Source organism: Psychrosphaera haliotis, assembly GCF_009728465.1.
Classification (GTDB): domain Bacteria; phylum Pseudomonadota; class Gammaproteobacteria; order Enterobacterales; family Alteromonadaceae; genus Psychrosphaera; species Psychrosphaera haliotis.
On the sequence record NZ_WOCD01000005.1, the window covers coordinates 130,149 to 149,183 of the forward strand.

The window sequence follows — 19,035 nt, forward strand, 5'->3', positions numbered from 1 at the left end:
GGAACCTATTTCTAAAATTCAACAGTTGTTTGCCTATTATCGACAAAAACCACTATTTTTTTGCTATTTTGTTGCTATATAAAGCGTTTCAAGCCTTATACCCCTTGAGCTAACATGGCTTTTGCTAAAATATGGAAGCCTGCAATACTTGCTCCCTTTTCATAATCAACGCTACCATTTTCAGTTTTTCCGCATTCTGCACATTGTGCATGGATATGTTTCATTATGTCCTGCAAACGCCCATCAAGGTATTCAAAGGTCTGACTTTCAAAACCGGCATTTTGAGACATTTCTAATCCTGATACCGCTACTCCACCAGCGTTGGATGCTTTGCCTGGAATGTAGCAACAGTCATTTGCGCCATGAATCGCCGCAATTGCTTCGGAGGTACAAGGCATATTCGCGCCACAAATAACAACTTTACAATCGTTATCAATCAGCTGTTTTGCCTCTTCGCCATTCATCTCATTCTGAGTAGCGCAAGGTATCGCAACATCACATTGATACTGCCAAGGCTTTTCTCCAGCGCGCCATTCAACCTCAGATTTTTTAGAATCTTCTTCAGAAAATGAAAGCAGAGTATTATCTTTTATGTTGTCGTATTTTATTAGCCAATCAATATCACTATTAGTAAAACCCTTGGCCTTATAAAGCACTCCCCTGGAGTTTGATAGAGTAATTACCTTAGCTTTATTTTCTAACGCTTTTTTCGCAGCGTAAAGCGCCACATTACCTGCGCCTGACACTGCCACCTTAAGACCTTCAAGAGTCATACTCTTTAATGCAAGCACGTGCTTTAGAAAATAGATAACGCCAAAACCTGTGGCTTCGGTTTCGTACTAAGCTACCACCCATTTCTAGTGCTTTACCTGTTAATACGCCACTAAACTGGTTTCTGATTTTCCTATATTGACCGTATAGAAAACCAATTTCTCTAGCGCCCACATTAATATCTCCAGCTGGCACGTCAACATTTGCGCCAATATGACGATAAAGTTGGGTCATAAACGCTTGGCAAAAGCTCATGATCTCATGGTCACTTTTCCCTTTTGGATCAAAGTCCGATCCACCTTTACCACCACCAAGAGGCAAACCCGTCAACGCGTTTTTAAAACACTGTTCAAAAGCTAAAAATTTAATGACTGATTCGCTTACCGTCGGATGAAAACGAAGGCCACCTTTGTAGGGGCCAATCAAGTTAGATTGCTGAACTCGCCAACCACGGTTTAATTGTGCACAGCCGTCATCATCTAACCATTCCACTTTAAATGAAATTATTCTGTCTGGCTCAGTTAAGCGTTCAAAATACGATACCGACGGTACTGTTCAGTGTCATCAAGTTCTCCCGCAACATTGTCTAAAATTTCGGTTACCGCTTGGATGAACTCTTTTTGATTTGGATTACGCTCTTGAATGCGTTTTTTTAATTCAGCTACATATTGGCTATCCGGCATACTGATTCCCTTTTTTTACTTTATTTGAAGGAGCGACTTTGAACAAAATATAACCTAACACACCCGCAAATAAAGAGGTGAAAAGAATTGCGGTTTTGGCAATTTCTTGTGCGGCTAGATCCCCTGCAAAGCCTAATCCCGTGATGAATATCGACATGGTGAAACCAATTCCTCCTAGCATACCTAAACCAACCATATGCCACATGTGTAAACCTTGGGGTAACTTGCCAATCCCTGTCTTTATAGTTAGCCATACCATCAGCGGAATACCGATCCCTTTACCAACAACAAGGCCTAAAAATATTCCCCAAGCTAGAGTGCTATTAAGTGTTGAACTTAAACTAGATGCATCGAGTTGAACACCTGCATTTGAGAAGGCAAAATAGGCAGTACCAGCAAGCCTACAGGAGTGTGAAGTAACTTCTCCCAGCGCCTTAGCGGAGTTGTAGCTTGGTTAGCAGTGATTTTTAACTCATCGGCAAGTTGATGCTGGGCTTTTGATGCGAGTACAGGCTGGTTTGCACCTCGATTAATGACTAAACGTTGAAACCGCTGTGTTACTTTGGCAAGTCGTTCAACCATTACAGACGCTTTATACTTTGGTCTAGCGGGTATTGCGGCTGCGATTAATATACCAGCAATAGTCGCGTGAATTCCTGAACTCAATACAGCAAGCCATAGTAAAACGCCGATAACTAGGTACCAAAAAGGCTTTCTAATACCTAAATAATTAAGCACAAATAGCAGTGCGGTTAATACTGCAGACAAAGCAATATATAACGCGTTGATACTATCCGTGTAGAAAATGGCAATAACCATAATGGCACCAATATCATCAATAATGGCTAAACCCGTTAAAAATGAAAACGCGGCCAGTGGAGCTCTAGAGCCAAGCAGTGCTAAAATCCCTACAGCAAACGCTGTATCAGTTGCCATTGGGATGCCCCAACCTGCTATATAAGGTGTCTCTAAATTTAAAGTGGCAAAAATAATAGCTGGGAAAAACATTCCTCCAGCCGCCGCCGCTAAAACTGGAATTAAGTTACTTGGCGAGCTCAAGTCTCCAACTAAAACTTCTCGTTTTATTTCCATGCCTAGCAACAAGAAGAACAACGCCATCAGGCCGTCATTAACCCAATGTAAAACGGACATTTGATAAAGGTTATCGTTTATAGCAAAACCAAACATGCTATGAAGCCCTGCATACACTTGTTCAGCAAAACCTGAATTGGCAAAAGCGAGCGCAACGACCGTTGTTAGCAATAAAACTTTACTACTTGTAGTTTGGTCTGCGATAAAGCGCTGAAATGGATTGAGCAGTTTCTCTACCTTTTTTTCAATGCCCGGTACGGCTACCTCTTCCTTATGCATAACGCTCTCCCTTTTGATTACGTGTCATTTTGGTCAAGATATCAACAACATTAAAATACGTTGCAATAAGATCAGCAATATATCGCTTTTCTTGTTCCGGCTCGGATTCTTTAAATGCTTTTCTTAGCTTAGATAGGTTTGCCGACTCCACTTGTAAACGTTGCTCCAACAAAGATAACTCCGGTGTGGACGTATTCCCTACTCGCATTTGATTAAGGTTATTGTTCCAACTACAAAAGAGTTCATGTAGCGGTCGTGTCCATTTAGATTTGGTTTTCCATTTACCTACTTTTTCATGGATTTCTTGAAATACACTCGATACTTTAATTAACCCATGACGAATAGAAAGATCCTCAACATGATTTGCTAACTCACTGTAAAACTGACTTGCTTCTAAAAAGGCAACCTCAGGAAGATTTGGGTTATTTGATGTCATATACAACCTACTTACTTTAAAACATTACCTTGTTAAAGCTAGGTTTATGCCATTTATAAAACACAAACCAAAAGACTATAAATAACAATAAGTTGGAGATCTAGTCAGCGATTATCACACCCTTTTGTTAATAAAAATTCGAGATGTCTGAGAATAATTAACATAACAACAATGTAAAAATTACAGTATGTTCCTAAAGATACCTTTAAAAGATGGCAAAAGATCAATAACAATCTATAATTTTCATATACTTACAAGATAGGCATGGTTTTAGCAAAGACCTAAGTTCGTTTCTAAAATGTTAGCGCTAAGTTAACTGAGGTTAATATGTACATCGAATATTTATATGGAATTTTTGGCGGTCTTCTTGCCTATCTCGCAACCCTTACTGACTCTATCATCCTCAGTATCCTTCTGAATTGGGTAGCTATATCGTTATTGGTTGTATTTGTGGGGTACATGACAAATCAGCCAAGAATATTTAGGAAACGAACCGACGGCAGCATACCGGCTGTTATCAGAGTTATTTTTCTACCCTTTATGATTGGTGTGCAGCTTTATAACTATGCCGCAAAAAGCAAAGATGCCAAAAAGGATCGTCACTACATTCACCACATTCAAGATGATATTTATCTTGCCAGTCGCTTGTCAGCAGAAGAAGCCTTAGAACTTGAAGAACATGACGTAAAAGCAGTGCTAGATGTTACTGCTGAGTTTGATGCATTGGATTGGAGCAGTCGTTTTGTAGATATGGATTATCTTAACATTCCAATTTTAGACCATCGAAGCCCTACCACTGAACAACTTAGGCAGGCATTAAACTGGATAGACAATAAACGCAGACAGAACAAGCCTGTAATGGTGCACTGTGCTTTAGGGCGTGGTCGTTCATTATTTTGTGTTGCTGCATATTTACTTGCAAAACATCCTGAGCAAGAAGTAAGAGATGTTTTATCAAATATAACCGATATTAGAAACCAAGCAGGCTTAAACAAAAAGCAATTGAAACGCCTTATTCAATACAGAGAAGCAGGTTTATTAAAATTAATGCAACCAGCTTGGTTGATTGCCAACCCAGTTTCAGGTCAAGGCAAGTGGCCAAAGTATCAATTAAAGATACAAGCTTATTTAGAGCAAAAGTTTAACCTAAAAGTAGTTGAAACCACGGAAGAAAAGAGCGCTCAAGATTGGGCAAAAGAAGCAGTTGCTAGTAAAACCTCAATGGTCATTGCAGCTGGTGGCGACGGAACTCTTGCTGAAGTGGCGACAGAGCTAACTGGCTCGGATATAAAATTTGGTATCATCCCACTTGGTACAGCAAACGCACTGGCTCACACCCTTTTTGGTATTTCGAGCAAAGTAATTCCAATAGAAACTGCCATTAAACATATCGTAAGCGACAATACCGTGAGTATGGATACGGCAGTATGCAATGACAAAACTATGTTACTCGTTGCTGCTGTCGGTATTGAACAGAAAATGATCCACTCTGCTGACCGAGAAACTAAAAACCAACTGGGTCAGTTTGCCTATTTATACGGCTTCTGGCAGGCTCTTAATTCAGAAGGCAACTTGGACTTAATGGTGCAGTTTGATTCAGAACCTGCACAGAACATTAAAACGAAAAGCTTAGTTATCGCTAATGCCGCGCCTTTTTCTACGGTTCTTGCTCAAGGAGATGGCAACCCTAACTTCCATGACGGTTTGTTAAATATTACTTGGTTTGATGAAAAGAATGAATTTATTGAAAACATTGCAGATGTTGCTAATTTAACAATAGCAGGGCTTTCCGAATCGTCTGCACCGGACTCGATTCACACAGCAAAAGCTAAAAAAATAACGATTAGAAGTAAAACACCTATTGGTTATGTAATTGATGGTGAAACGTTTGAATCAGATCATATTCAAATTCTGGTGCAACCTGCTTCTTTAAACATTTTGCTTGACCCAGATACGCCTGCCGCAATATCTGCAAAATCAGATGGAGACGAATCATGAACATCAATATTCAGAAAATTTTAGGTTTCACAATACGTACAATTGATGGTGAATATGGCACTGTTTCCGACGTACTGTTCTCCCATGAAGATCATGTAATACGTTACCTTGTTATCGATCCTCAAAAGTGGAATCCATTAAGTCGTAAAGTTTTAATTTCGCCTATCTCAGTGTATTACATCAATATTGACGCTGAGGAGGTATGCTTAAGCATTGATATAGAAAAGATAAAAGCGGCGCCAGGTATCGAAGAGCATGAAACCGTGTCTCGACACTTTGAATCTGAGCTTTATCGCTATTATGGCTATGGATACTACTGGATGGGAGCGGATTTGTGGGGGATGAGTTCAGATCCAGCCTTACTAAGGCCACACAATGTATTAGATAAATCAGCGCCAGATATACGAGAAAGTGACATTCCGCTGCGTTCGATCAATGAAGTTTGTGGTTATTTAGTTAAAACCGATGATGATAAACACCATCAGATGGCAGACTATATCTTTAATACTAAATCGTGGAAAATAAGCTTTGCCGCTGTTGATGCTCAAAACGGCATGATCGCAACTGAGCGTTGTCTAATAAAGGTAGATGCAATTGAAGAGTATAATTGGCATCAACAATTGATAACGTTGCAAATATCCTCTCATCAGTTGTTAGGCAACCCCCACTATGAGAGGAAACTACTTAATAGTGAGTCGTTTTTAGCAATGATGGAACTATCTGCAACTATAAATCAAAAATGATGGGCTAAATTTACTATTAGCACATCTCAGTTTAATGAAAGAAACTTAAGTACAGTGGAATTAATCTTCACTGTACTTTTCAAGCTTGTTATATAAAGTTTTGACACTGATACCAAGCTTATCTGCTGTTTCCGATTTGTTCCCTTTATTTTTCTCAAGGTTTTTTTCTATCGCTATTTTCTCAATATCTTCCAAAGGAACGTCTAAAGGAATACCCTCCGATAAGGAAGACTCCTCAGGACTAGACATATCATCAAATAGTATATGTTCGGCGCCGATAACGTCCTCAGCTAAAATAAAACTGCGCTCTACTACGTGCTTAAGCTCTCTAACATTACCAGTCCATTGATGTGACTCCAATAGCGCTATGGCTGCAGCCGAAAGAGACTTTGACGCGCTGTTCTCCATGTTCCTGTACGCTAAAAAGTGCTGCGCTAAACCTAAAATATCAGTACTTCTTTGTCTTAGCGGTGGCAACTGCAATGGGAACTGCGCTAAACGGTAATATAAGTCTTCACGAATAAACTCACTCATGGACTCATCCATTACACGGTTAGATGCAGCAACAACGCGAACATTGCACTTTAAAACTCTATCACTGCCAACAGGTCGGTATTCACCGGTTTCAAGCACTCTAAGTAACTTTACTTGATGTTCTAAGGGCATCTCTGTGATTTCATCTAAAAATAGAGTACCTTTATCAGCCTGTTCAAATACACCTTTGTGATCTCGATTAGCGCCAGTAAACGCCCCTTTAACATGCCCAAAAAGCTCGCTTTCTACTAATTCTGGGCTTAAAGCGCCACAGTTTACCGCTATAAAAGGGCCTGATGAACGGTCGCTCACGAGGTGTATTGTATTGGCCACTAACTCTTTACCAGTGCCGCTTTCGCCATTTACAAAAACATTTGCTTCTGTAGAAGACACTTTTCGTAGCGTCCTATACAGCTTTTTCATTGGCGTTGATGAACCGAGTAACAAACCAAATTGATCTAGAACACTGGTTTTGGCTGACTTGGAAACGTGCTTTTGCTCACTCAAGTCTTCAATTAATTCGCTTAACGTACTGTTAATACTTTCATAATCATAAGGCGAACGAAAATGATAAGTTACGCCGTTAAACATTGCTTGGTCTATATAAGGGTTTGGTTTGCCATCACTGAATAAAACAACTTCTGTATTTGATTCTTGATTAACTTCTTTCAGTAGCACCAAGTCAGCAGCAGTAAATTTATTGGCTTGGACAAGCGCGATGTCAGCATCATTGTCTTTAAGTTGAAACAAGGCTTCGCCAGGCTCAGAAACATAATAAGACTGTTTACCTGGGCCAGATACATTGGTCTGTATAGACTTAAGAAGCGCAGTATCCGTAAGGTCAATCAAAAAGGTTAAACTAGTCATAACGTCCTATTGTTAAATTATTCGGGTTTAGAAAGAAAACGATTTAAGGTTTCATACATTTCTTTGATATTAATGGGTTTTCCGATGAACTCGTCAAAACCCGCCTGCTTATATTCTTCTATATCGTCCACCATAATATTTGCCGAAATGGCAATAACGGGTAACACCGAAAAGTCTTTTTTTATAATTTCACAAGCAGATACACCATCTAACACAGGCATCTGAATATCCATTAATACCAAATCATATTTATTTTTTAAAATGTGCTCGACCGCAATTTGCCCATTATCCACAATGTCAAAGTCGCAATTGGTTTTCACCATTATGGCTCGAAATAAGATTTGGTTCACCTTATTATCCTCCGCAATTAAAATACGTTTGGATGTAAAGTCTGGAACGTCAATTTTATCCGACGAATTCTGGTTCTCTTGCTGGGTTTCAGATTCACTCTTTTTCAACGGTAATGAGACAGTAAAACAACTCCCCTTATCTACTTCACTTGTTACCCTAACTGAACCCGTCATTTGAGATATCAGCATATCTGTAATAGCCATACCAAGCCCAGTGCCTCCAAAACTCCTAGTGGTAGAACTATCGGCCTGCTCAAAACGGTGGAATAGTTTGCTCACAGCCTCGGCATCCATTCCTATCCCCGTATCTGCAACACTAAAACACAGTTGGCTCTGATTATGCTCATCTTCACTGTAAATTTTTATAATCACAGAGCCTTGATTGGTAAATTTTACGGCGTTTGAAACAATATTGGTCAATATCTGCAGGACTCGTGTCGAGTCTCCCTGCCAAAAGTCATGAAAGCCCTCATCAACTTCCACTACTAACGCTATGCCTTTGTCCTTTGCCAGTGCCATTTGAAAGCTCACTACCTGCTGGACTATATTTTGAAAAGAAAAAGGAATCTCTTCGAGCGCTAACTTACCAGCTTCAATTTTGGAAAAATCCAATATATCATTAATGATAGTTAGCAGAGACTCAGTTGAGATTAAAGCTTGATCAGTTAACTGTTTAACATTGCTTGTAAGTGGCTCCATAGCAATTAACTGCAATGTACCTAAAATACCATTCATTGGGGTTCTAACTTCATGGCTCATATTGGCCAAAAACGCAGATTTAGCAGCAGTAGCGACCTCTGCCTCTTGCTTTGACTTATCTAACAATTCATTTTTTTCTTTTAATAATTCTAAATTGTGCGTTAGATAATCATTAGACAATTCAAGAGCGATCGTCTTGTCTTTAACCATTGTTTTTAAACGGCGATTAAATATCAACTGATAACCTAAAAAGACTAAAACTAAGCTAGTGACAAGGGCAATCGCTAAAACAACATTAGTAGTTATTTTATAAGGTTTTTCAATATAGTCAGTTAGTAGTAGTCCGTTTATTGAGGAGTCACTAGGTGCCATTTTTAAACCTTTATAAGAATTCGCTATTTTTTGAAAACGTTCTGGGTACATAGTCCCTAAAGGTACAAAAGACTCCTTAATCAAATTTTGAGTCGACCTAGCTTCAAGTTCGAGCTTTTTGCGCTCTGACTTTGGTGCATAATTCGATAAGATAATATCAATTGCTTCATTGGGGTTTGATACAGCGTCTTGCCAGCCCTTTCGTGCTGCATCTACAAAACGTTGAACACTTTCCAGATCACGCTCCACTCTGCTTTGAGAGGTGAATATGAGGTCACCATAAAAATCAATACCATAACTACTGGGGTCTAGCACATTAACGTTATAGCCAGCAAGATCATACAAGTGTGGTTGGTTAGATGTATAGGCTGACATTACATCTGCTTGATCATCAACAAGAGCCCAGTTGTTGAAACTATGAGGAACGGCAGTATATTCGCTATCTCCTATGTTAAATAGTTGTAGCATTGCTTGTATGGACGCATCGTCCACAGAACGCTGATACATAATACGTTTGCCGACTAAGTCGTAGGGACTTTTAATGTCGTTTTCTTTAAGGCTCATTAATACAAGAGGACTAGATTGGAAGATAGTAGAGGCGATGACAATTTTCTTTTTAAGCAGTCGTTGCAAAACAACACTAGAGTCTGCAATACCAAAGTCTGCTCGGCCTTCCAAAACATCATCTACTGGTGATGTTTTAACATTCCGCTCTAATATGGTTACATCAAATCCAGCATCTGTAAAATAACCCTTTTCCAAGGCAACATAATACCCAGCAAACTGGAACTGGTGCATCCATTTTAATTGCAATGAAACCGGCTCTAACGCTCTCGGCATAGCAGAAAAAGAAGTAAAGGTACTAATTAACAATAGTAAAAAATAGATACTGCGCACACGATACTCCTTTAATATTTAAGAATAATCATAGCGTAACTCCTACAAACTGACATATCAAAAGAAGTATTATTTTATGCTGTGCGGGCTTTAGAAAGGTCAGGTTTCAGGTATTTTGAATAGGCTCCAGTATAGTATTTTTCAGTCTTTTTAACCTTATTTAAGACAATACCGCCAACGATAATATTAGCTTGAGCCAGCTCTTCTAAACAGTTACTTAATTCGTTTTGGCTGGTTTTTTCAACATCAACAATTAGATATATACTATCCACGTGTTTGGAGATAACAAACGCGTCGCTTACCGACATCACTGGCGGACATTCTAAAACAACACGTTCGTAATTGGATTTTAACGCATCGACTATTTTTTTGAGTCTTGGTTGAGACAAAAATAAAAGAGGATTCTTAGATTGGAACCCAGCAGTAAGAACATGGTATTTGTACTCGGTATCTCGATGAATACTTTCACTTAACTTCTGCTTTTTAGCGATAAGATTTGTTAATCCTGGGCTATTAACATTAATGCCTAAAGCATCACCTATTGATGGAAAACGCAAATCGGCGTCAACAAGAATAGTTTTTTCTAGCTCTGAAAAGCTATGGGCTAATTGAATAGAAAGACTAGATTTACCGTCGTTTGGCGTGATTGAAGTTATCGCAATAACCTTTTGACGCGATAGCTTGCCATCGAGCAGAATATTGGTTCTGGTTGAACGCATCGCTTCCATGAAGTTCATGTGTTTTGCAGAGTCCAATTTAAACAAAGGTTTTTTCCTTGTTCCACGAACTCTAATTTTAGGGATCACACCAATAATTTTTGTATTGTACGATCTTGCTACTTTTCTAAATTGTAAAACCTTACTGGCAAGCATAGCTTCAATAAGTACTATCATGGCCGCTAATAAGGCACTGGCTAACGCGGCTAACGTATAGGTCAATACCGTTTTTTTGTTATTGGGGCTAGAGCTAACTTCCGCTTTCTCAACCACTAATAAGTTAGATGCATTAGCTAAGTCACGCATCATTTCAGACTCTTTTAGTCGCTTCATTAGATTTTCATAAAGCTCTAAATTTGCATCAAACTCACGTCGTAACTTCTGGTATTCAAACTCAATCATACCTAAATCCCTGAGCCTTGAAGTCGCCTCAGTTAGAGCTTCGTCAACTGACGAAAGGTTAGACTTTTCGAGTTGTAGGGTTTTATCAATAGTCTTAATATGACTATCTAGCTCAAGCGTGACATCGGAACGTGCGTCTTCAAATAGCAGCTTGGCTTTTATATAAGCAGGGTGTTTAGGCCCGTAGCGTAATTTAACTTGTCCAAACGCTTCCTGAGTATTCTGAAGTTTTATTTTACTTTGACCAAGAGCTTTAGCTTTAGCAACTGCAGGAATACTAAATAACTCTTCAGGAGAAGACTTATGTTTAAGTATTTGTTGCTTTAATATCTGTAACCTTTCAACTTCACGTGTGGTGTCATAGCGTTCTTTCGTCAACTTTTCTAATTTAGACTTTTCTACCGCTATCGCACTATTTATGTCAATAAAACCATGCTCATTTTGATGTTCAGATATTCGTTGTTCGGCATCTAAAAGGTTTTGTTTTACGCCAGATAATTTAGACTCAAGCCAATAGGCATTATCTTTATTCTTGCCTTCCATTATTTCTTCTTTAAAAGTAATAAATGTTTTAGCAATTTCATTAGCAACAATGGCTGAGTGGCTAGGAGAATGTGACTCGTAAGATACTCTAACTAAGTTAGTACCAGCCTTAGGTGTAACATCAATATTCTCACTTAGAATATCGATGGCGAAAGAACGGTTTTTTACTAGTAATTGTTCCGAATGGATAAAGGGCTCATAACCTGACTGCATTTGATAATGTACGTTATGAATCAAGTTTAAATTATCTACTATTTGTCCGGCAAAACGACGACTTTGTAGCAGTTCAAGCTCTGTCTCGGTATTGTCTGCTACGGTAAGTCCACTTGTCATTATATTTTGAATGGCATCTGCTTTTGAAGATGTTTCTTTAAACATGATTAAAGTAGAAGAAGTAAAGCGGTCTGGCACTTTTAGAAGGTAGTTATAAGTAAGTACACCTGAGAGCAAAACACACAGCAACAAAAACCATTTTCTCGACCAAACGATCGAAAACAGTTCTCCTAAATCAATAACATCATCTAATTGATGAATTTGCTTGTTTTGCTCTTCCATAATTAGAAAAAGCTCTTTTCAATTTTTATAACATCACCTGGCATAATAATTGTTGATTTTTTAGCTCTTAAAGGCTTTTGCGGATATCCACGCAATACAACCCACTCTGATCCTGATGCTCTATCTTTTAAACCGCCTGACAGGGCGATTGCTTGCTCGATGGTAAGTTCCGCTTGGTATTTGTAGCTTCCTGGGTTCTTAACTTCGCCGTGAATAAAAAACGGACGATACTGTCTAACAGTTAACGTAACATAAGGATTGACTAAGTATCCATCTTTAAAGAGGTTTTCTACTTTTAGCTTGGCTTCTTCACCGGAAAGTCCCTCTAAATTAACTTGGCCTATCAAAGGTAAGTTGATGAAGCCTGCTTGGCTAATTTTTGCTCTCACGTTCAATTCAGGCTCTTGAAATACAAATATCTCTATTTCGTCGCCAGGACCTAACTGATATTCGCTAGATGAAGCCTGAGACAGATTTGAACTTAAAATAAAGAAAGTAATTACCAGCAACTGCATTAACTTTGAAGTTATTAATTTAAGCATTAAAATAACTCCCAGTTAATACCAACAGACCAGTTTAAGCCATCATGAACCAACGCTTTTCTTGAGCCATCAAAGTCTTGATATGAAACAGAAGAGTTAACCGAAAGGTGGTCAGATAGTTGCCAAAATAAAGACTGTTTCACGTCCAAGCTAGATGCCGTCGTACCGCCTTCGAATTGATAGTCTTGGTAATTTGCATCGGTCACTAACCTAACATTTTGACTAACCTTCCAAGCAAATGTCATTTCGTAGCCAGTTAACTCAACACTTTGAAATGCTGGATCAGGTGAACCACTGATTTTTCTTGAGGTACCCAAATCAAACTGAACATTTTCAGTGATATTGAGTTTATTGGTAATACTCCAAGAAAATAAATCTGACTCTTGTGAACTGCTTTCAGCAAATTGGTGACTGTTGCCTATTAATACACTTAGTTGACTGTTGCCTAAGTAGGATGTCTTCATGCCAATATAAGTATTAGTTACATCTAAAACGGTATCAAAGGCTTGCTGAGATTGTTGGTTAAATTCACTTTCATTTACATAGTGCCCAACGCGGAATAAAAAGTGTGAATCTTCAGAAAAGCGGTCTGAATATAATAAATATCCTGAAACGATTGTTTCGTCTTTGAACAGTTGATCTATATCGTACAGGTATTCAGTTTTTGCTTTTCGTTGAGCTGATAACACCAAGGACCTATTTTTTGCAGCAGAACCTATGCTAACGATTACACTTTGTTGATCTCGCAAGCTTTGTACAACATTTGAAAACTGATTCTGGAAACGAGCTTTTTCTAATGACGTGGCACCAAGGGTATCGCTTTTGCTAAGGCTCAGATCAATATCAACCAGCGAACTAATAAATAGCCGGCTTTCCAATGCAATGTCGTAATCTACTTTTGAGCTTACATTGATACTTTCTGAGGATTCTGAGAAGTCAGTACTGGAAATGACAACATTGCCTTTTAAACCAACACCTTCAAATAATTTGGTTATTGCGATATTAGTAGCTAAGTTAGTTTCTGATATGGAGTCTTGATATATTTCCGTTGAATTTTGAGCGAGAGATGCTATGACAGCGAATTCTTGCTGACTCCATTTGGTACTGGCGTAGCCATTAAAACTACCAACGATGTAGATGAAACTTATAATACTTAGAGTGCGCACAACTTTTATGATTATTATTTTTAAATCGCAACCTGATCAATATTAATCAGCTATGCGTAAATTTAACTAAAATTAGCCATTAAGGATACTTTTTATTTCGTTTTATTAGTATTTTTTGGCGTACAATGCAAAAAAAGGTAATACCACCTATAAATATGTCATTTGTTAACAACAAAACATTAATACGAATGTAATTAAGAAGTTTTTGTTAAATTTAAGTGAGTAATTTTAATTCAAATAGTAAAATGGCGTATAGCCTACGCAGGAAAATAATTACCGCATGACAGACAGTATTAAAATCGCGTCTAAAAATTGCCCATTAGTTGATGGGGAAGTATTGTTAGATCGATATGAAATTAAGAGTTTACAAGGCAAAGGTCGATATGGCTTGGTTTATCAAGCGCAAGATATGTCTACTGGTCAACTCATTGCTTTAAAAGTTTTAGACTCATTCATTACTGAAAATAGTGAAATGATGTCTAGTTTCAAGGCTAAACTGGATTCTGTCAAAAAGTTAGAACATACAAACATAATCAAACTACAGGATTATTATCATCATAATGGCCTGCACTTTATTACTATGGATTGGATAGAGGGCGATAGTTTAGAGAACATTATGGCAAGTCATACGTTATCAGATGGCCAAGTTCTAGATATTGTTCAACAGCTTCTTGAAGGGTTGCACTATGCGCAAAACTCAACCGCAAAACATTTAGATATCAAACCAGAAAATATTATGCTCGATGTTACTGGCCACCTTTACGTAGCAGATTTTGGCTTGTCTGTTTTAAACAAAGACATGACCTCGAGTAAAGACAGCGGCAGTCCTTTTTATGCACCACCGGAATACCTTGAAGATGCTTCGGTAAACCAGACAACTGATTTATATGCTGCAGGAGTATTATTTTTCCAGTTGTTTAATAAAAAGCTACCTTACCCAGCAAAAACAAAAGCTCAAAGCATTCATGAAAAACAAGCCAACAAGCCTCGTTTTGAAGCTAACAGGAGTCAGTTCGCAAAATTAAAGCGTTGGACTCTTTCGCTAATCGACGCAGAAGTTAGCAACCGTCCAGATACAGTCTCAATTGCAATTGAGCAATACTATTCAGACTTATCTACGAGCACACCTCGAAGTCTCTCAAAAATAGTACTTTATATAGCTGCGTTTATTGCAATCACTTCGGCATTTATCCTTCTTAGAAACTAACTTCGCCGTTGGTTCAATTAAAGTATCATCGCTGCGATAATACCAAACAGCACTAACGGGATATTAAAATGAACGAAGGTTGGTACAACGGTATCCCAAATGTGATCATGTTGACCATCTACATTTAAACCCGATGTCGGGCCTAGCGTTGAGTCTGAAGCTGGCGATCCAGCATCCCCTAATGCAGCCGAGGCGCCAACAATGGCGGCTGTTGCCATTGGCGAAAATCCAAAGGATAAAGCCAAAGGCACGTATATAGAAGCAATAATCGGAATAGTTGAAAACGATGAGCCAATTCCCATTGTTACCAATAAACCAGTCACTAACATTAATGTAGCAGCCAGTAATTTATTATCACCAACCATATTTACCGTTGACGAAACTAATGAATCAATAGCACTTGTAGCCTTCATAACTTCTGCAAATCCAGCGGCAGATATCATAATGAAACCAAAAACGCCCATGATCATCACGCCTTTGGAGAACACATCCTGAGTCTCATCAACCTTTAAAACGCCACCAGCAATGAATACAGCTAAGCCGGTTAAAGAGCCAATAATAACGGAACCTGTATAAAGCTGAATTGCCAAAGCAGCAATAATAGCCACTAAAGCTGTTAACAAATGCTTAGGTTTAATTGATACTTTTTCAGGCTCTGCAGCCAATATTTTTTCCACTGAATAACGTCGTTTACCTTTGTAGCTGATAAAAAGAGCCACACATAAGCCTACAAACATACCAAACACCGGTATCGCCATAACTAAAGGTAATTGGCTAACTTGAATATCAACACCATTATCCACCAGGTTTTGAAACAATATTGTATTCAAAAATATCTTACCAAAACCAACAGGTAACAACATATAGGTTGCTGTCAGGCCAAAAGTTAATAAACAGGCTACTGCCCTTCTATCCAACTCTAGTTGAGCCATAACGTGTAATAATGGTGGTATAAGAATTGGAATAAATGCGATGTGAACCGGAACAGCGTTTTGGGAAGAAATAGCTGCCAATAAAATACTCGCCATTAAACCCGCTTTTACCCAAAGCGTACTGGTTTGCCTTTCGGTTTGGGAGTTAATTTTACCTATGATTTTTTCAGCTAAAACATCGGTAACGCCAGACTTAGAAATAGTAACGGCAAATGCACCAAGCATCGCATAATTTAAAGCGATAGCAGCTCCGCCACCCAAACCGCTTGTAAATACATTTACGGTTTCAATAAGGCTTAATCCGCCGATTAAACCTCCTACCATTGCACTCACAATTAGCGCTAAAACAATATTAACGCGAACTAAACTCAACCCAACCATTAACAAAACAGCAACAACAACGGCGTTCATTACTTAAACTCTACTTTAAAGCGGAACCTATTAATTAAAGCCTAGATTCATAAAGCTTATATTCTTCGTCAAATTGCGCCCTAAGGCTCGACTTAAACTCAGGCATAACCTTCTTAGCATTTCGAACGTTTTTCTCTTCTTGTTTCAATTCAACGCCAATGATGTTTGAAAACTTAGCCAAGTCTTCTTCATAACGTTCAACGTAACCTACAAACTCGAACTGTTTTAGAGGAACTGATTTAAAATACCTTTTATACATCATAAAAGCATGTTTTGTTTTTGGGTCTTTCAATAATTTATAAAAAAGCTCTTCTTTGTCATCAAGACCTTTATTTAAATATGTTTCTTCGATATATCCATACAAATGATTGTTTTGTTTTAAAGCTAAAGTATGCCCTAGTAGTGACCATGCTCTAGCAATAGGGTCTCGTAACCAAACCGTACGCTTCGCATTTGGAAAAAGTGTTTGTTGGTTTACATGTGGTTTAAAGTGTCCGTGTAAAACTTTGGTGCTTGAAGGAATATAAATACTCTCGCCTTTGGAAAAGTTTCTGGCGCCAGTTTCAGAATAAATACCGTAAACACCTTTCTCGGTAAATGCTTTTTCAAAGGTAATTCTTAAAGATGTACCAGCAGTTTTAGGTACATGATGTGAAATCCATTCTACATTTTGACTAACGAAATTAGGACGTATTGACTGAACAACCCACTTATCTACAAAACGAGCAACACGCTCTTGCATAACACCACCTTAACGAATTCTAATCTCAGAATGATAGCAAAAAGTAATATCGAATCTAAGTCTTTTAATGACTAAACACACTCAATATCCATGTCATTTTTTATACTTTTAGGCAACAAAATTAACACTTTGAGTTTGAATGGTTTTAGTTAGGTTAAAAATAAAATACAAGGAGGTGTTTGATGATCTAAGTTCGATGCGGTATGAGGTTCTATTTAGCTTTAGCTAAATGGTGCCTCGACCCGGACAAAATTGACAGGATCAATTTTTAACAGCTTTAGCTGGCCCGAAGGGTAAAATACAAGGAGGTATTTTATAATCTAAGTTCGATGCGGTATAAGGTTCTATTTAGCTTTAGCTAAATGGTGCCTCGACCCGGAATCGAACCAGGGACACGAGGATTTTCAATCCTCTGCTCTACCAACTGAGCTATCGAGGCACATTATAGTGCTTGAAAAAGAAGAAATGGTGCCGACTGCCGGAATCGAACTGGCGACCTACTGATTACAAGTCAGTTGCTCTACCAACTGAGCTAAGTCGGCGACACCAACCCATTGCTGGGATTTTCTTCTGCACACATTCAAGAAGAATGGTGCCTCGACCCGGAATCGAACCAGGGACACGAGGATTTTCAATCCTCTGCTCTACCAACTGAGCTATCGAGGCACTAAGTGCGTGCATCAAGTTTTCGTGTTTTAAACAGTCCTACTTGGTGCGGCGTGTATTAAACGGATTTTGGGGTTTTAAGTCAACTAGTTTTTTAAATACTTTAATCGAATGGGCATAAAATAGACTAATTGGGCAAAAAATAGCATTTAAGCCCAAACATAAGGCTTCGAATAGTAATATCCCTGCACAATTTCAATACCCGCTTCTTTTACAAACTCTAACTCTTCTTTTGTTTCAACACCCTCCGCAACGGTTTTCATGCCCAACGCTTTTGCCATTTCAACTGTTGAACGAATTATAATTTGGTGCTCTTCGTGTGTATGACAATTACTGATGTACTGTCGGTCTATTTTTAACTCTTTAAAAGGAAACTCCGTTAACTGTTTCATCGTGGAATAACCAGTACCGTAGTCATCTATGGCTAGTGAGCAACCTAACAGTCTTAGCCGCGTTGCAATTTCCTGAGCTGTTAATAAATTTTCCACTAGACAGGTTTCTGTAATCTCTATGGTCAAGCGGCTAGCCTGAACACCAAACTCTCTAAGCAATGAGTCAATCTCGTCAACAATTCTGTGAGAGTTTAAGTCTCGCATGGACAGGTTCATTGAAAAGTTTATATTTGGGTATTTCGCCATTCGAGCTAATGATGTTCTAAACAGCACTTTATTAAATTCAGAAATTCGGCCGTTTTCTTCAAAATCACTTATAAACTGGTTAGGATAAATAATTGTGCCGTCAGTTGCTTTGAGTCGAGATAAGATCTCATAACCAACAATACTTTCGTTCTCGATGTTTATTTGAGGCTGGATAACTGGACACAACGAAACTTCATTAATCTCAAAATTGTCTGGGTCGTAATTTTCTACTGAAGCTACGAAACTCAGGATTCTCTGCCGAGATAATTCGTGATAGAGCTCTATCAACCAAGCCATTTAATTGCACCGCCGAGAATGGTTTTGTCAATTGCCCTAAAATAGCTAAATCTCGTTGTTTTGCGATAGACTCCGCCATCTGCAACACTTTAGACTCAAACCCACTGATAACAATAACCTGACCTTTATACCCAGCATCCCCAAGTAATTTCAAAAATGCAATGCCATCTATTTCAGGCATTTGTAAGTCAACTAACACAAGGTCATTAAACTCAGAACTAACAATAAGGCTTTCTAAACCTAAGTTAGGATCACTAAATAAGTTAACGTTATTCAGCCCAATCTCTTGAAATTTATCTTCAATAAAATGCAAGAAAAAAGGATCATCATCGACTGCGGTAATCCTATTTAATAAATTGATATATTCCATATTCCCAGCACAAAAACCTTGATTAAACGGAGTTGAAGGAGGTATTGTTTACTTAACGGACATTTGTATGCAAAAAGTGAACAACTAGTATCTATTATTAAGCTAGTTACTAATAATAATCAATAAA

General features: G+C 38.4%; 16 protein-coding genes, 3 tRNA genes and 1 pseudogene. 3 read left to right on the plus strand and 17 right to left on the minus strand.

Annotation, left to right across the window (positions count from 1 at the left end; translation table 11 throughout):
* Nucleotides 1-95: 95 nt before the first annotated feature.
* The 5 genes and pseudogenes from GNP35_RS16630 to GNP35_RS11130 form a co-directional block, all read right to left on the minus strand.
* A complete protein-coding gene (locus tag GNP35_RS16630) occupies nt 96-791 on the minus strand; it encodes a hypothetical protein (RefSeq protein ID WP_330997796.1) in 696 nt (231 codons plus the stop codon).
* Nucleotides 763-1,263, minus strand: a complete 501-nt coding sequence (locus GNP35_RS16635) for a Glu/Leu/Phe/Val dehydrogenase dimerization domain-containing protein (protein WP_330997797.1) — start codon at nt 1,261-1,263, stop codon at nt 763-765. The genes GNP35_RS16630 and GNP35_RS16635 overlap by 29 nt, the downstream gene beginning before the upstream one ends.
* A 29-nt stretch (nt 1,264-1,292) precedes the next feature.
* On the minus strand, nt 1,293-1,454 hold the full coding sequence (locus GNP35_RS16640) for a hypothetical protein (RefSeq protein WP_330997798.1): 162 nt from the start codon (nt 1,452-1,454) through the stop codon (nt 1,293-1,295).
* Nucleotides 1,444-2,825 (minus strand): annotated as a pseudogene (gene nhaA, locus GNP35_RS11125) (Na+/H+ antiporter NhaA). Before nhaA ends, GNP35_RS16640 begins: the two are co-directional and overlap by 11 nt.
* Nucleotides 2,818-3,261: a hypothetical protein gene (locus tag GNP35_RS11130; protein ID WP_155696189.1), complete on the minus strand. Its 444-nt coding sequence runs from the start codon at nt 3,259-3,261 to the stop codon at nt 2,818-2,820. Before GNP35_RS11130 ends, nhaA begins: the two are co-directional and overlap by 8 nt.
* Before the next feature lie 327 nt (nt 3,262-3,588).
* Between GNP35_RS11130 and GNP35_RS11135 the strand changes: the two genes are divergently transcribed.
* A complete protein-coding gene (locus GNP35_RS11135) occupies nt 3,589-5,259 on the plus strand; it encodes a diacylglycerol kinase family protein (protein ID WP_155696190.1) in 1,671 nt (556 codons plus the stop codon).
* Nucleotides 5,256-6,002, plus strand: coding sequence for a PRC-barrel domain-containing protein (locus tag GNP35_RS11140; protein ID WP_155696191.1), 747 nt, complete (start codon nt 5,256-5,258; stop codon nt 6,000-6,002). The genes GNP35_RS11135 and GNP35_RS11140 overlap by 4 nt, the downstream gene beginning before the upstream one ends.
* A 60-nt stretch (nt 6,003-6,062) precedes the next feature.
* Here the strand turns inward: GNP35_RS11140 and GNP35_RS11145 are convergent, their stop codons facing one another.
* From GNP35_RS11145 to GNP35_RS11165, 5 genes are all read right to left on the minus strand, one after another.
* Nucleotides 6,063-7,403, minus strand: coding sequence for a sigma-54 interaction domain-containing protein (locus GNP35_RS11145; protein WP_155696192.1), 1,341 nt, complete (start codon nt 7,401-7,403; stop codon nt 6,063-6,065).
* A gap of 17 nt (nt 7,404-7,420) precedes the next feature.
* Nucleotides 7,421-9,721: an ABC transporter substrate-binding protein gene (locus GNP35_RS11150; protein ID WP_155696193.1), complete on the minus strand. Its 2,301-nt coding sequence runs from the start codon at nt 9,719-9,721 to the stop codon at nt 7,421-7,423.
* A 74-nt stretch (nt 9,722-9,795) separates the two neighbouring features.
* On the minus strand, nt 9,796-11,937 hold the full coding sequence (locus GNP35_RS11155) for a GumC family protein (protein ID WP_155696194.1): 2,142 nt from the start codon (nt 11,935-11,937) through the stop codon (nt 9,796-9,798).
* 2 nt (nt 11,938-11,939) lie between these two features.
* Entirely contained in the window at nt 11,940-12,479 is a 540-nt protein-coding gene (locus GNP35_RS11160) for a polysaccharide biosynthesis/export family protein (RefSeq protein WP_155696195.1), read from the minus strand.
* Nucleotides 12,479-13,645, minus strand: a complete 1,167-nt coding sequence (locus tag GNP35_RS11165) for a hypothetical protein (protein ID WP_155696196.1) — start codon at nt 13,643-13,645, stop codon at nt 12,479-12,481. The genes GNP35_RS11160 and GNP35_RS11165 overlap by 1 nt, the downstream gene beginning before the upstream one ends.
* 280 nt (nt 13,646-13,925) lie before the next feature.
* On the opposite strand from GNP35_RS11165, the gene GNP35_RS11170 reads away from it, so the two are divergent.
* The gene (locus GNP35_RS11170) at nt 13,926-14,852 is read left to right on the plus strand and encodes a serine/threonine-protein kinase (protein ID WP_155696197.1); all 927 of its coding nucleotides are present in this window, start codon (nt 13,926-13,928) and stop codon (nt 14,850-14,852) included.
* Nucleotides 14,853-14,869: 17 nt separating this feature from the next.
* Here GNP35_RS11170 and GNP35_RS11175 read toward each other — a convergent pair whose 3' ends face one another.
* From GNP35_RS11175 to GNP35_RS11205, 7 genes are all read right to left on the minus strand, one after another.
* Complete coding sequence (locus GNP35_RS11175; RefSeq protein WP_155696198.1) at nt 14,870-16,195, minus strand: Na+/H+ antiporter family protein; 1,326 nt, start codon at nt 16,193-16,195, stop codon at nt 14,870-14,872.
* A gap of 34 nt (nt 16,196-16,229) precedes the next feature.
* Complete coding sequence (locus tag GNP35_RS11180) at nt 16,230-16,937, minus strand: sulfotransferase family 2 domain-containing protein (protein WP_155696199.1); 708 nt, start codon at nt 16,935-16,937, stop codon at nt 16,230-16,232.
* 363 nt (nt 16,938-17,300) lie between these two features.
* Nucleotides 17,301-17,376 (minus strand) — tRNA-Phe (locus GNP35_RS11185).
* A gap of 27 nt (nt 17,377-17,403) precedes the next feature.
* A tRNA-Thr gene (locus GNP35_RS11190) sits at nt 17,404-17,479 on the minus strand.
* A gap of 48 nt (nt 17,480-17,527) precedes the next feature.
* Nucleotides 17,528-17,603 (minus strand) — tRNA-Phe (locus GNP35_RS11195).
* Nucleotides 17,604-17,752: 149 nt separating this feature from the next.
* Nucleotides 17,753-18,427: an EAL domain-containing protein gene (locus GNP35_RS11200; protein WP_196492499.1), complete on the minus strand. Its 675-nt coding sequence runs from the start codon at nt 18,425-18,427 to the stop codon at nt 17,753-17,755.
* A 16-nt stretch (nt 18,428-18,443) separates the two neighbouring features.
* Complete coding sequence (locus tag GNP35_RS11205) at nt 18,444-18,908, minus strand: response regulator (RefSeq protein WP_155696201.1); 465 nt, start codon at nt 18,906-18,908, stop codon at nt 18,444-18,446.
* Nucleotides 18,909-19,035 lie beyond the last annotated feature (127 nt).